This is a genomic window from Enterobacter cloacae complex sp. P16RS2 (assembly GCF_014982155.1).
Classification (GTDB): domain Bacteria; phylum Pseudomonadota; class Gammaproteobacteria; order Enterobacterales; family Enterobacteriaceae; genus Enterobacter; species Enterobacter cloacae_M.
This window is the reverse complement of the sequence record NZ_JADCKW010000019.1, coordinates 104,388-117,266: the sequence shown is the minus strand read 5'-3', so window position 1 is coordinate 117,266 and position 12,879 is coordinate 104,388. Positions and strand designations below refer to the sequence as shown.

Here is a 12,879-nt window from a genome sequence, read left to right as displayed (position 1 = left end):
ATCAGGCACCTGCTGTTTTAAGGATGAGGATAGTATATGGATCAGGCTGGAATTATTCGCGACCTGCTCACCTGGCTGGAAGGTCATCTCGACCAGCCTTTGTCACTGGATAATGTGGCGGCTAAAGCAGGCTATTCCAAGTGGCATCTTCAAAGGATGTTCAAGGATGTCACCGGTCATGCTATCGGGGCCTATATTCGCGCACGTCGTTTATCAAAATCTGCTGTAGCATTGCGCCTCACCGCGCGGCCGATTCTGGATATTGCCCTGCAATATCGTTTCGATTCACAGCAGACCTTCACCCGCGCCTTTAAAAAACAGTTCTTGTTGACGCCAGCGCTTTATCGTCGCTCGCCTGACTGGAGCTCGTTTGGCATGCGTCCGCCGCTGCGTCTGGGCGAGTTCGCAATGCCGAAGTACGACATTATTACACTGCCGGAAACCCATCTGATCGGCACAACGCAGAGCTACTCCTGTTCACTGGAGCAGATTTCCGAGTTCCGTCATCAGATGCGCGTCCAGTTCTGGCGCGACTTCCTGAGCCACGCACCGACGATCCCGCCAATCCTGTATGGCCTCAACGAAACGCACCCAAGCCAGGAAAAAGACGACGAGCAGGAGGTGTTCTACACCACCGCGCTGACGCCAGAGATGGCCAATGGGTATATTCAGGGTTCGAAGCCTGTCGTGCTGGAAGGCGGCGAATACGTGATGTTCGCCTATGAAGGGCTGGGAACGGGGGTTCAGGAATTTATCCTGACCGTTTACGGAACCTGCATGCCGATGCTGAATCTGAATCGCCGTAAAGGTCAGGACATTGAGCGCTACTACCCGGCGCAGGATGCCAAACCGGAAGAAGGCCCAATCAATCTGCGTATGGAATTTTTGATTCCAATACGTCGTTAACGCTGCAGTTCGTCAAGCGCAGGGGCATCGAGATGCGAAATGTCCCCTGCCATCTCCACGACCCAACCTGACGCCAGCCACGCGCTTTCCTGATAATCAATTCGGGAAATGGAGCAGTTACGCAGACGCAAACGGCGCTCAGCGTAAGCCGGTAATCCCAGAATGGTGCTCACCAGGCAACCCAACGCAATCCCGTGACTCACCAGCAGCGGACGGCTTCCCGCCGGCAGCTTCAGGCATTCCGCCAGTGCGGCATGCATACGGACGCTGAGCTCCTGCATGGATTCGCCCTCAGGAATACGGCCATCTTCGGTACCGTTCACCAGCGTGCGGCGCCAGCCCTCTTCCGTTTCCGTCAGCGTATCGATATGGCGTTTTTCCAGCACGCCCATATCCAGCTCGCGCAGGCGCGGCTCCAGCATGACGTCACAGCCGCAGGCGTCTGCAATGATGCGCGCCGTCTGCTGTGTGCGACCTAAATCGCTGGTAATGACGTGGGTAATGCCCAGCGTTCGGGCGCGTTCTGCCACCTGCCACGCTTGCTGCACGCCCTTCTCTGTAAGAGGACTGTCTGACTGGCCTTGAATACGTCGCTCGGCGTTCCACTGCGTTTCACCGTGGCGAACAAGGTATACCTGTAACATGCTTTTTTTCCGTTATACTGCGATGAGTTTTTTTGAATCGAGCTTAATTATGCACCATGTTGTCTCTGCTACCACTAATCCTGCCAAAATTCAGGCAATTCTAAGGGCATTTGAAGAGATCTTCGGCGCAGGATCCTGCCATATTGAGGCCATCGGCGTCGAGAGTGGCGTTCCTGAACAGCCGTTTGGCAGCGAGGAAACGCGCGCTGGCGCACGAAACCGCGTGGCAAATGCCAGGGCTGCGGCACCGGATGCGGACTTTTGGGTAGCGATTGAAGCAGGTATCGACGAAGGCGCAACCTTTAGCTGGGTGGTGATCGAAAGCCGTGAACAGCGCGGTGAAGCGCGTTCAGCCACCCTGCCGCTGCCGGAGATTATTCTGGAAAAAGTCCGCGCGGGTGAAGCGCTCGGGCCGGTGATGTCGCAGTACACCGGCATTGATGAGATTGGCCGTAAAGAAGGGGCGATTGGCGTCTTTACCGCAGGCGCGCTGACGCGTTCAGGCGTTTATCATCAGGCGGTGATCCTGGCGTTAAGCCCGTTCCATAACGCGATTTATCGTTAGGTATTTTTCAGCAATACCGCTTCCAGCCACTGGCGCAGCTCAACGGGTGCCGACTTCAGGCTGTTCGATCCGCGGGTAATCGTTGCGATGCCCGCGCCGAGCTCATTTTTCAGCTCGCGCTGGCTCATTTCTCCGCGCAGCAGCTCTTCAATGATGCGCACGCGCGTGCCCAGCGCCTCACGCTCGTCCGGCGTGAGCATCAGCTGCATCAGGGGTAAATGCAGATCCTGTTCGTAAGACTGACGCAGCAGCTCCACAAAACGAAGCCACTCCAGATGACGTTGTTCGGCCATTGCCGAGGAATACGGGGAATGCTGGGTCATGTTATGCTGCCTCTTGTACTCTTTAGCGAGTACAGCATAACACAACCCACGCCGATCAGTAACGTCTCTGCCACTCGGCATCGCTCATCAGGGTATCTTTCTGCCCCATGAAGTAGCGATAGTAAGCGTCATAGGCCAGCACGTTCTTCACGTAGCCGCGCGTTTCCGAGAACGGGATGCTCTCCACAAACGCTACCGCGTCGATGCGTCCGGCGCTGTTGCCGAGCCAGGTGCGCACGCGCCCAGGACCCGCGTTATACGCCGCCGAAGAGAAGATGCGGTTATTGCCGAACTGCTGATACACGTACTGGAGATAGCTGGTACCGATATTGATGTTGGTATCCGGATCCAGAAGCTGCGACGGACTGCTGTACCCCGGAATATTAAACATCTTCACCGTGTGCGTCGCCGTGCCTGGCATAATCTGCATCAGGCCGCTGGCGCCCACCGGGGAACGGACTTTCGGGTTCCAGGCGCTCTCCTGACGGGCAATCGCCATCGCGTAGCTTTGCGGGATATCTTTGCCGCTGGTGTAGCGATCGAAAAGATCTTTGTACGCCAGCGGGAAACGCTCTTCCAGATGATCCCAAAGCTTGCCGGCGATCGTCGCCTGCACGCTGAGATCCCACCAGTGATTATCAAACGCATAGCGGGCAAGCTGGGCTTTCTCGTCGGTGGTGCGGCTGGTCACCAGATTTGCCCACTCGCTGCGCGCGGTGTTATCCATATTCCAGTACATCAGCTCGCGAACGCGCGCCATTTCTGGCCCCTGCGTCAGCGCCGGGTTCGCGTTGGCAGGCGCTTTATCTATACGGAAGGTGTATTCCTCGCCCAGACGCTGCGCGGCAGCCATTGGGTAAAACCCGCGCTGCTGCATCAGCGTATGGAGGATCTCTTTGGCTTCATCATCACGGCCGCGCTCCATCAGCAGATCGGCCTGCCAGTAGCGCCATTCGTCTTTCTCTTTGGCCTCCATTGGCAAACGCGCGAGCCAGGTATTGAGCCCGCGACGATCGCCCGTGCCCAGCGCCATGCGCACGCGGCGTTCCACCAGAGAGGTGGCGTTCGAACGCATAATCGCATCGTCACGCCAGCGCGCCTGTTCATCGGTCACATCGGTGCCCATCAGTCGCCACGCCACAATATCGCGCAGCTCCTGGGTTTGCTCCTCATTGAGCTGCTGCGCCTGCACCAGCTGCGGGATCATCAGCCGCGCGTTTTCCACATCGTCACGCGCCACACTGGCAAAGGCCACCGCCGCCATCTGGCGGGTAAAATCGGTCGCGCCCGTACTGCGGGCAAAGGTCAGCACGCTGTTGGGATCGTTTGCAAGCCCGATAACCGCGGTAGAGATCGTCTGGTAATCGGACGGCATCTGCCCCGCCAGCGTGGTCACCAGACGCGTGTTACCGGCTTTCATCGCCAGACGGATGCGCTCAAGGTAGGACAGCGGATCCTGCTTGCCGGAAGCGCGCCACGCGCTAAACAGGGAATCACAGGCGTTTGGCTGGTTTTTTCCGGTCAGCCAGAGCTCTTTCGCCCCGGCCCAGGCCTCTTCCTGCTGGCCGGTCGCCCATTTCGCGTAGTAATAGTTACACTGGGCTTCGGTGGCGTTCGGCTTTTCAGGGCTAAACGCCAGCAGGCCGCGCCAGTCTTCGCGACGCGCCAGCTCATTCACAAAGCGAGACTGGAGATTTCGGGCAGGCGGCAGGGTCGGGTTCGCCTGAATGAAGTTATTCACGGTGACGGTGGGTTGGTTCATGAGATCGTCGGTTATCTGGCGGTACTCCAGATACGGATACAGCGGATAATCCTTTAGCGTCGGCATCAGCGCCTGCACGGTATCCATCTGCTTGTTGTCCCACGCCTGTTTAATCTGGGCGTAGCGGTTACGTTGTTCATCCAGTGAGTCGGCATGCACCGCCTGGCTTACCGCCATTACGCATACGCTGGCAGCCAGCAGACGCCAGACCACCCGTTTGGCTTTTTCCACAAGCTCTTCCTCATTGTTTTTTCGTCAATTGCAGCGTCTTGCCACGTCAAAGTCTAATTAACTTATGCTAACCAGGCATCCTTCAACGCGCCACGTCATGGACACTTTTTTACCTTTCTTGCGCGTTTTAACACTCCCGACGTTCCTGGCTGGGATTAGGACGTGAAAAAGGCTACACTTCGAGGCTGAAATTCCTTCTCATTACGATAAAAGAGGCGAAGTCCAACGTGGCTCAATTCGTTTATACCATGCATCGTGTCGGCAAAGTTGTCCCGCCGAAACGTCATATTCTTAAAAATATCTCGCTGAGCTTCTTCCCGGGCGCAAAAATCGGTGTTCTGGGTCTCAACGGTGCCGGTAAGTCCACCCTGCTGCGCATCATGGCCGGCATTGATACAGACATCGAAGGTGAAGCCCGTCCGCAGCCTGGCATCAAGATTGGTTACCTGCCGCAGGAACCTCAACTGAACCCGGAACACACCGTTCGCGAATCCGTTGAAGAAGCGGTATCCGAAGTGGTTAACGCGCTGAAAGGTCTGGATGAAGTGTATGCCAAATACGCCGAGCCGGATGCGGACTTCGACAAGCTGGCCGCGCAACAGGGCAAGTATGAAGAGATCATCCAGGCGCACGACGGTCACAACCTGAACGTGCAGCTGGAGCGCGCGGCTGATGCCCTGCGTCTGCCGGACTGGGATGCGAAAATCGCGAACCTCTCCGGGGGTGAACGCCGCCGCGTGGCGCTGTGCCGCCTGCTGCTGGAAAAACCAGACATGCTGCTGCTCGACGAACCGACTAACCACCTGGATGCAGAATCCGTGGCGTGGCTGGAGCGCTTCCTGCACGACTTCGAAGGCACCGTTGTGGCGATTACCCACGACCGTTACTTCCTCGACAACGTCGCTGGCTGGATCCTGGAGCTGGACCGCGGTGAAGGTATTCCGTGGGAAGGCAACTACTCTTCCTGGCTGGAGCAGAAAGATCAGCGTCTGGCACAGGAAGCTTCTCAGGAAGCGGCGCGTCGTAAGTCTATCGAGAAAGAGCTGGAGTGGGTTCGTCAGGGCGCGAAAGGCCGTCAGTCTAAGGGCAAAGCCCGCCTGGCACGCTTTGAAGAGCTGAACAACACCGAATACCAGAAACGTAACGAAACCAACGAACTGTTTATTCCACCTGGAGCACGTCTGGGGGATAAAGTGGTTGAAGTTACCAACCTGCGTAAGTCCTACGGCGACCGTCTGCTGATCGACGACCTGACCTTCTCCGTACCGAAAGGCGCTATCGTCGGGATCATCGGTCCGAACGGCGCGGGTAAATCGACCCTGTTCCGCATGATGTCCGGTCAGGAACAGCCTGACAGCGGCTCTATCACCTTGGGTGAAACCGTGAAGCTGGCCTCCGTTGACCAGTTCCGTGACGCGATGGATAACAGCAAAACCGTGTGGGAAGAAGTCTCCGGCGGTCTGGATATCATGCGTATCGGCAACACCGAGATGCCAAGCCGCGCCTATGTTGGCCGCTTTAACTTCAAAGGCACCGACCAGGGCAAACGCGTGGGCGAGCTGTCCGGCGGTGAGCGCGGTCGTCTGCACCTGGCGAAGCTGCTGCAGGTGGGCGGTAACGTTCTGCTGCTCGATGAACCAACCAACGACCTGGATATCGAAACCCTGCGCGCGCTGGAAAACGCCCTGCTGGAGTTCCCGGGCTGCGCGATGGTTATCTCGCACGACCGCTGGTTCCTGGACCGTATCGCGACCCACATCCTGGACTATCAGGACGAAGGTAAAGTGGAGTTCTTCGAAGGTAACTTCACCGAATACGAAGAGTACAAGAAACGCACGCTGGGCGCCGACGCGCTGGAGCCGAAGCGTATTAAGTACAAACGTATCGCGAAATAAAAGCAAAACGGCAACCTCGGTTGCCGTTTTTTATGTTTGTACCCTCTCCCCGTGGGAGAGGGCCAGGGTGAGGGCATCAGGCGGCACAAACTCAGCCACCCACGTAATACCGCTTCACCTCATCAAACTGCATCGCAAACTCGATATAGCTCATCAGCGCAGGCGAATTCAGCTTGCGGCTCGGGTAGGCCAGCCACAGATCGTTACCTTCAACATTCCACTCCGGCAGCACCTGAACCAGCGCACCTTTTTCAATTTTATCTTCCAGCAGAAATGCGGGTAAGAGCGTGATCCCCGCACCGGCAATCGCACACTCGCGGGCGTATACCAGATTATCGGTCATGTGCGCGTTATCCGGCAGGTAGCGGTAATCCTCGCTCTCGCTTCGCAGAAGCCACTCCGACCATGCCCGGTGCGTAATACAGCGGTGCTCCACCAGCTGGCGGGGATGCGTCAGCGGATCCCGACGCGCCAGATAGTCCGGCGAGGCCAGCATGTAGCGCGGGCAGTGTCCGATCATTCTGCCTATCAGAGAGGAGTCCTGCGGCTTGCCGGTGCGCAGCGCCACGTCAAAACCGGACTCGACCAGGTCCACCACGTCGTCAGAGATCGATACATCGAGCGACACGTCAGGATAGCGAAGCTGAAACTCGGCATTCATATGCGCCAGCAGGGTCGCGCCAATCCCCGCCGGGCAGGTAATACGCAGCCGGCCGCTGGGGTTTTCACGCAGGCGCTGAATGGCATACTCTGCCCGCTCGCTGGCCGCCAGCATCTCCCGACAGTGCACCAGATAGTGCTCGCCCGCGAACGTCAGGCTGATCCTGCGCGTGGTGCGGTTCAGCAGGCGGATACCCACCTGCTGCTCCAGCTGGCTAATTCGCTGACTAACGCTGGATTTCGGCAGTTCGGCCTTCTGCGCCGCCGCGGTAAAGCTTCCCATCTCCGCCACCAGCGCGAAAAGCGCCATATCCTGCAGCTGTTTAAACATGATTGTTCATCCTGTACGAACGCTGAGTTCTTGATTGTCCATCTTATCACGCAGCTGTCCACTTTATAGACTAGCCTCAACAAAACGCATTCCATTGAGGAGCACACCATGTCTGTTAAAGCCATTGCCGTTAACCCAGAAAATCCGTCCATCTTCATTGAAATCACCCCGCCAATGCCGCAGCCCGGCGAGCACGATCTGCTGGTAGAGGTGAAAGCCGTCTCCGTTAACCCGGTCGATACCAAAGTCCACGCAGGCATTGCCAGGAACGGGCTGAATGAGCCGCGCATCCTCGGGTGGGATGCCAGCGGGATCGTCAAAGCCGTGGGGGCTGGCGTGACCGGATTCAAACCGGGGGATGAAGTGTGGTACGCGGGCGACATCACCCGCCCGGGCAGCAATACCACGCATCAGCTGATCGATGCGCGGATTGTCGGGCATAAGCCTGCCAGCCTCGGCTGGGCCGCGGCTGCCGCGTTGCCACTGACCGCCCTTACTGCCTGGGAAGGATTATTCGAGCGGCTGAACATTCAGGATGCCGGGGCGGATAAAACGCTGCTGATCATCGGCGGTGCGGGCGGCGTGGGATCGCTGGCAATCCCCTTTGCGAAGCACAACAGCAAGGTGAAGATCGTCGCAACCGCTTCGCGAGAAGATTCCGCCCGCTGGTGCCGCGAACGCGGGGCTGACGTTGTCGTCAACTACCGCGACCTGAAAGGCGAGCTGGCGAAACAGGGGCTGACCTTTGTGGATTACATTTTCATCCTCAACGATACCGACGGGCACTGGGATGCGGTCAGCGAACTGATTGCGCCGCAGGGGCATATCTGCTCCATCGTTGAGAATGAACGTCCGCTGAACCAGGACAAGCTGAAGTCCAAATCCGCCGCCCTGCACTGGGAATTTATGTACACCCGCAGCATGTACCAGACCGCGGATATGGCGCGTCAGGGTGAGATCCTCAATGAGGTGGCAAAACTGGTGGATAACGGCGTGGTGGAAAGTTCGCTGAGTGAAACGCTGCACGGGCTGAGCGTGGAAAGCATTACCGAGGCGCACCGTAAAGTGCTGGAGGGGCATATGCGCGGGAAAGTGGTGGTTGAGTTCTGAGTGGTTTGATGCCCTCTCCCTGTGGGAGAGGGTGGTTAACGCTTACCCCTGCTCTCCCATCATCTCCTTCACCAACTCGACGCAGCGCAGGAAGCGGGAGTCGTAGTCCGACTCTTCCACATGCACAAACTCAACGTTGTTTTCGTTGAGCATCTCCACCAGCATGGACTGGAATTCCCGTCTGTCCACGGAGCTGCCGAGGCTGCGCATGCCGTCAGCGACCCACGGGGTGTTGTTTTCCAGCAGGATCACCAGGTCAAAGCGGTATTCGTCAATCAGCGCCTGCACGAACGGGTGCTCGCGCCCTTCATATTTTTTACAGAACGCCTGCGTGGTCACGAAATCGGTATCGATAAACGCCACTTTGTTGGCGTATTTGACCGCAAAATCAATGTACTGGGCATGACCGAGCGCGATTTTGTCGTAGTCGGAATACTGCAGCGCCATCTCGTCGCCGCCAAGGTGTGAGAAAACATAATCGCGGCCGTATTCCCACGCGCTGGTGGTATTGAAGATGTTCGCCAGCTTGTTGACCAGCGTCGATTTCCCGCTCGACTCGCCGCCCAGGATCGCGACGGTACGCACGAAGAACGGCTTCACTTCGGTCGGAATGTAATCCCAGTAGCGGAACGGGTTTTCGCGGATCTGCGCCCCGCTGATGTTCATAAAGGTACGTTTCGGGTCGATCAGCACCGTCTCGATACCCAGATGCTCGCGGAACTGCGGCGCGTCGGACTCTTCAGAGGTGTAGATCCAGTTAGGCGCAATGCCCTTCTCTTCCATAAACGCTTTGATGCCGTTGCTCCACACGTCCCAGCCGTGCGGATACGGCTCCATGCCCTCTTCGTTAAAGGCATGAATACGAATATTTTTCTGATACTTAAAGGTCTGGAGCAGCCAGCGCAGGCGGTCCGGTACGGTCGGCTGCTGCGACATGGCGCTGTCTTCAAACAGCTGGCGATCGCGGGTTTCGTCGTACCCCATGATGATGTGCAGCTCGTCCACCTGGCTGCAGGCGCGCTGGATCAGATAGATATGCCCGGTATGCAGCGGGTAAAACTTGCCGAACACCACGCCGATGTTCTTTTGCATACGCGGGAACTCCAGCCCCAGAAAGCGGTGCAGCGCTTCGAGCTTCTGCGCGCTGGGGCTTTTGATTTTGGCGTTCAGCAGTTGGCTCAGGTAGCCTTTGGTCATGCCGCTGGCGTCTGCCACCTGCTGCAGCGTGCAGCCCTTCTGGCGGATAGCGGTCTTGATATAGTCAAATGATGACATAAATTACGGTGCCTCCTGCAAAATCAAATTTACGTAATTATAAGTCGTCAAAGACATTTAACGCATCAGCGAGTTTTTTCACGCCAAATACCTGCATCCCTTCCGGGATCTTTTTCGGCACGTTGGCGGCGGGAACTATCGCCCGGCGGAAACCGTGTTTTGCCGCCTCGGAGATACGCTCCTGACCGCTGGGTACCGGACGGATTTCCCCGGCGAGGCCCACTTCGCCGAAGACGACCAGATCCTGCGGCAGCGGTCTGTCTCGCAGGCTGGAGACCATCGCCAGCAGCAGCGCCAGGTCTGCGCTGGTCTCCGTGACTTTGACGCCGCCGACCACGTTAACGAAGACGTCCTGATCCGCCATCTGCAACCCGCCGTGACGGTGCAGCACCGCCAGCAGGATCGCCAGACGATTCTGTTCCAGACCAACCGCCACGCGCCGCGGGTTGCCCATCATCGACACGTCCACCAGCGCCTGAATTTCGACAAGCAGTGGACGTGTCCCTTCCCACAGCACCATCACCGAGCTGCCGGAGGTGATCTCATCGCCGCGGCTCAGGAAGATGGCCGACGGATTGCTGACTTCGCGCAGCCCCTGTTCGGTCATGGCAAACACGCCCAGTTCGTTCACCGCACCAAAGCGGTTCTTGTGGCTACGCAGGGTGCGGAAGCGGGAATCCGCGTCGCCATCGAGCATTACGGAGCAGTCGATACAGTGTTCCAGCACCTTCGGCCCGGCCAGCGAGCCGTCTTTGGTCACGTGGCCGACCATCACAATCGCCACGCCGCGCGTTTTGGCAAAGCGCGTCAGGTAAGCCGCGGTTTCACGCACCTGCGCGACGCTGCCCGGCGAAGACTGAATGTCCGCCATATGCATCACCTGGATGGAGTCGATCACCATCAGCTTCGGCTGCTCTTCTTCGGCAATCATGCAGATCTGCTCGATGCTGGTTTCGGAGAGCATGTTCAGGTTGCCGGTCGGCAGGCCCAGACGGTGCGCGCGCATCGCCACCTGCTGCAGTGACTCTTCGCCCGTGACGTACAGGGTTTTCATCTGTTCGGCGAGCTTGCAGAGCGTTTGCAGCAGCAGGGTCGATTTACCCGCGCCCGGGTTACCGCCGATCAGGATCGCGCTGCCCGGCACCACGCCGCCGCCGAGCACGCGGTCAAACTCTTTGAACCCGGTGGAGAAGCGCGGCAGCTCTTCGAGGCTGATGTCCGAAAGTTTTTGCACCTTCGCCACGCCCGCGTTACCGGCATAGCCGCTCAGGCGCTCATTGCGCGCCACGCTCGGCGAAGCCGCCACACCACGCACTTCGGTGATGGTGTTCCAGGCATGACAGGCGCTGCATTGCCCCTGCCAGCGCGGATAATCCGCACCACATTCATTACAGACAAATGCGCGTTTTGGAGCTTTCGCCACGGTTTACCTCGTTATTTCTGATTAAGGCTGCCGGAGAGAATGCAGAACACCCCCATCAGGTCAGCGTGACGGATAGTGACTTCCGTCTTTTCATTCACTTTTGGCTTGGCGTGGTAGGCAATGCCCAGCCCGGCGGCTTTGATCATCGGCAGGTCGTTCGCGCCATCGCCGATGGCGACGGTCTGGACGACCGGAATTTCATATTTTTCCGCCAGACGCGTCAGCGTATTGGCTTTGTACTGGGCATCTACGATATCGCCGATCACCTGGCCGGTCAGCTTGCCGTCCATGATCTCCAGCTCGTTGGCCACCACGGTGGTCAGATGCAGTTTTTCCCGCAGATAATCCGCGAAGAAGGTGAAGCCACCGGAGGCGATCGCCACTTTCCAGCCGAGGGACTGTAGCTTCAGCACCAGCTGCGTCAGCCCTGGCATCAGCGGCAGCACGTCGCGCACCTGGCGCAGAATGTTGGCATCAGCGCCTTTCAGGGTCGCCACGCGCTGTCTCAGGCTGGCGGTGAAATCCAACTCGCCGCGCATCGCACGCTCGGTAACTTCCGCCACCAGCTCCCCGCTGCCCGCCAGCTTCGCAATCTCGTCGATACACTCGATCTGAATGGCGGTAGAGTCCATGTCCATCACCAACAGGCCCGGGGTTTTCAGGTGCGGAATTTTGCCTAGCGGCGCGACGTCCAGCCCCGCGTCATGCGCCAGACGCGTTGCGCGCTGAGTCAGGGAACCCGCCAGGCGAATAACCTGGTAGTCTTCCACGCACCAGGCGGCGACGATGACCATCGCCGCACCCAGCTTGCTTTGATACTGGGTCAGGCGTTGCTTATCCAGACCGCGTCCGTAGAGGAGCCAGCCGCTACGACCGGCGTGGTAATCCAGAGGCATCACCTCATCGCCACTTAAAGAGAGCGGCAATCCTGGCCATAAAGAGACATCCGTTGGCAGGTCACACCAGGTAATGTTCGGCATTAAAGCTCCTGTAATTTCGTTCGCGCCGGAAGGTTGCAGAGGGAAAATAACGCATGAGGCTACCCTGTAACCATCACTTCTGGCAACATTAAGCCGTAAATTTTCAGCAGGTGGAATATGGCTCGCGCAAAACTGAAATTCCGGCTTCATCGCGCCGTGATTGTCCTTTCCTGTCTCGCACTACTAGTGGTGCTGATGCAAGGGGCATCGTGGTTTAGCCAGAACCATCAACGGCAACGTAACCCGCAGTTTGAAGAGCTGGCCCGCACGCTGGCGCGCCAGGTGACGCTCAACGTCGCGCCGTCCATGCGTACCGAAACGCCGGACGATAAGCGGATAGGCCAGGTTTTACGCCTGCTCACGGAGAACAGCCGCATTCTTGATGCTGGCGTCTATGATGAGCAAGGCAACCTGATTGCCCGCGCGGGCGAGCACGTCGACGTGCGCGACAGGCTGGCGCTGGACGGGAAAAAAGCCGGGGGCTACTTTAACCAGCAGATTGTCGAACCTATTCAGGGGAAGAATGGCCCACTGGGCTATCTGCGCCTGACCCTCGATACCCACACCCTGCCTACTGAAGCCAAACAGGTCGATAATACCACCAATATTCTGCGCCTGATGCTGCTGCTTTCACTCGCCATCGGCGTTGTGCTGGCGCGCACCCTGCTTCGCGGCAAGCGCTCGCGCTGGCAGCAATCCCCGTTCCTGCTGACCGCCAGCAAATCCGTCCCCGAAGACGAAGAGAGCGAGAAGAAAGATTAGTGATAAAGTAGG

The 12,879-nt window shown here is 58.0% G+C and carries 12 protein-coding genes; 5 read left to right on the top strand and 7 right to left on the bottom strand.

Features of this window, described 5'->3' with window-relative positions:
• The first annotated feature begins 36 nt into the window (after positions 1 to 36).
• Positions 37 to 906 (top strand): MDR efflux pump AcrAB transcriptional activator RobA, encoded by an 870-nt coding sequence (robA, locus tag INF68_RS13710; protein WP_193525327.1) that lies wholly within the window; start codon positions 37 to 39, stop codon positions 904 to 906.
• On the opposite strand, the gene gpmB is transcribed toward robA, so the two are convergent.
• A complete protein-coding gene (gene gpmB / locus INF68_RS13705) occupies positions 903 to 1,550 on the bottom strand; it encodes a 2,3-diphosphoglycerate-dependent phosphoglycerate mutase GpmB (RefSeq protein ID WP_008502057.1) in 648 nt (215 codons plus the stop codon). The two genes, robA and gpmB, sit on opposite strands and share 4 nt — an antisense overlap.
• 49 nt (positions 1,551 to 1,599) lie before the next feature.
• On the opposite strand from gpmB, the gene yjjX reads away from it, so the two are divergent.
• Positions 1,600 to 2,115, top strand: coding sequence for an inosine/xanthosine triphosphatase (yjjX, locus tag INF68_RS13700; RefSeq protein ID WP_048961786.1), 516 nt, complete (start codon positions 1,600 to 1,602; stop codon positions 2,113 to 2,115).
• On the opposite strand, the gene trpR is transcribed toward yjjX, so the two are convergent.
• A complete protein-coding gene (trpR, locus tag INF68_RS13695) occupies positions 2,112 to 2,438 on the bottom strand; it encodes a trp operon repressor (RefSeq protein ID WP_109845603.1) in 327 nt (108 codons plus the stop codon). The genes yjjX and trpR overlap by 4 nt on opposite strands.
• 55 nt (positions 2,439 to 2,493) lie before the next feature.
• Positions 2,494 to 4,431: a murein transglycosylase gene (sltY, locus tag INF68_RS13690; RefSeq protein ID WP_126786310.1), complete on the bottom strand. Its 1,938-nt coding sequence runs from the start codon at positions 4,429 to 4,431 to the stop codon at positions 2,494 to 2,496.
• A gap of 227 nt (positions 4,432 to 4,658) precedes the next feature.
• Between sltY and ettA the strand changes: the two genes are divergently transcribed.
• Positions 4,659 to 6,326 carry an energy-dependent translational throttle protein EttA gene (ettA, locus tag INF68_RS13685; RefSeq protein ID WP_006810191.1) on the top strand — a complete coding sequence of 556 codons (1,668 nt, stop codon included), beginning with the start codon at positions 4,659 to 4,661 and terminating at the stop codon, positions 6,324 to 6,326.
• A 91-nt stretch (positions 6,327 to 6,417) separates the two neighbouring features.
• Here the strand turns inward: ettA and INF68_RS13680 are convergent, their stop codons facing one another.
• Positions 6,418 to 7,317 (bottom strand): LysR family transcriptional regulator, encoded by a 900-nt coding sequence (locus INF68_RS13680; RefSeq protein WP_126786309.1) that lies wholly within the window; start codon positions 7,315 to 7,317, stop codon positions 6,418 to 6,420.
• Positions 7,318 to 7,425: 108 nt separating this feature from the next.
• Between INF68_RS13680 and INF68_RS13675 the strand changes: the two genes are divergently transcribed.
• Positions 7,426 to 8,427, top strand: a complete 1,002-nt coding sequence (locus INF68_RS13675) for a zinc-binding alcohol dehydrogenase family protein (protein WP_126786308.1) — start codon at positions 7,426 to 7,428, stop codon at positions 8,425 to 8,427.
• 42 nt (positions 8,428 to 8,469) lie between these two features.
• Here the strand turns inward: INF68_RS13675 and nadR are convergent, their stop codons facing one another.
• The 3 genes from nadR to serB are packed head-to-tail and all read right to left on the bottom strand — an operon-like array spanning position 8,470 to position 12,105.
• Entirely contained in the window at positions 8,470 to 9,702 is a 1,233-nt protein-coding gene (gene nadR / locus INF68_RS13670) for a multifunctional transcriptional regulator/nicotinamide-nucleotide adenylyltransferase/ribosylnicotinamide kinase NadR (RefSeq protein ID WP_006810194.1), read from the bottom strand.
• A gap of 37 nt (positions 9,703 to 9,739) precedes the next feature.
• Positions 9,740 to 11,125 carry a DNA repair protein RadA gene (radA, locus tag INF68_RS13665; protein ID WP_014068810.1) on the bottom strand — a complete coding sequence of 462 codons (1,386 nt, stop codon included), beginning with the start codon at positions 11,123 to 11,125 and terminating at the stop codon, positions 9,740 to 9,742.
• 11 nt (positions 11,126 to 11,136) lie between these two features.
• The gene (gene serB / locus INF68_RS13660; RefSeq protein WP_025757501.1) at positions 11,137 to 12,105 is read right to left on the bottom strand and encodes a phosphoserine phosphatase; all 969 of its coding nucleotides are present in this window, start codon (positions 12,103 to 12,105) and stop codon (positions 11,137 to 11,139) included.
• A gap of 117 nt (positions 12,106 to 12,222) precedes the next feature.
• Between serB and INF68_RS13655 the strand changes: the two genes are divergently transcribed.
• Positions 12,223 to 12,867 carry a YtjB family periplasmic protein gene (locus INF68_RS13655; protein WP_023310324.1) on the top strand — a complete coding sequence of 215 codons (645 nt, stop codon included), beginning with the start codon at positions 12,223 to 12,225 and terminating at the stop codon, positions 12,865 to 12,867.
• Positions 12,868 to 12,879: the final 12 nt, after the last annotated feature.

Bases quoted from the DNA above. Each gene is read 5' to 3' on its own strand.
- robA (WP_193525327.1), top strand. From the start codon at position 37: ATGGATCAGGCTGGAATTATTCGCGACCTGCTCACCTGGCTGGAAGGT.
- gpmB (WP_008502057.1), bottom strand. From the start codon at position 1,550: ATGTTACAGGTATACCTTGTTCGCCACGGTGAAACGCAGTGGAACGCC.
- yjjX (WP_048961786.1), top strand. From the start codon at position 1,600: ATGCACCATGTTGTCTCTGCTACCACTAATCCTGCCAAAATTCAGGCA.
- trpR (WP_109845603.1), bottom strand. From the start codon at position 2,438: ATGACCCAGCATTCCCCGTATTCCTCGGCAATGGCCGAACAACGTCAT.
- INF68_RS13680 (WP_126786309.1), bottom strand. From the start codon at position 7,317: ATGTTTAAACAGCTGCAGGATATGGCGCTTTTCGCGCTGGTGGCGGAG.
- INF68_RS13675 (WP_126786308.1), top strand. From the start codon at position 7,426: ATGTCTGTTAAAGCCATTGCCGTTAACCCAGAAAATCCGTCCATCTTC.
- nadR (WP_006810194.1), bottom strand. From the start codon at position 9,702: ATGTCATCATTTGACTATATCAAGACCGCTATCCGCCAGAAGGGCTGC.
- serB (WP_025757501.1), bottom strand. From the start codon at position 12,105: ATGCCGAACATTACCTGGTGTGACCTGCCAACGGATGTCTCTTTATGG.
- INF68_RS13655 (WP_023310324.1), top strand. From the start codon at position 12,223: ATGGCTCGCGCAAAACTGAAATTCCGGCTTCATCGCGCCGTGATTGTC.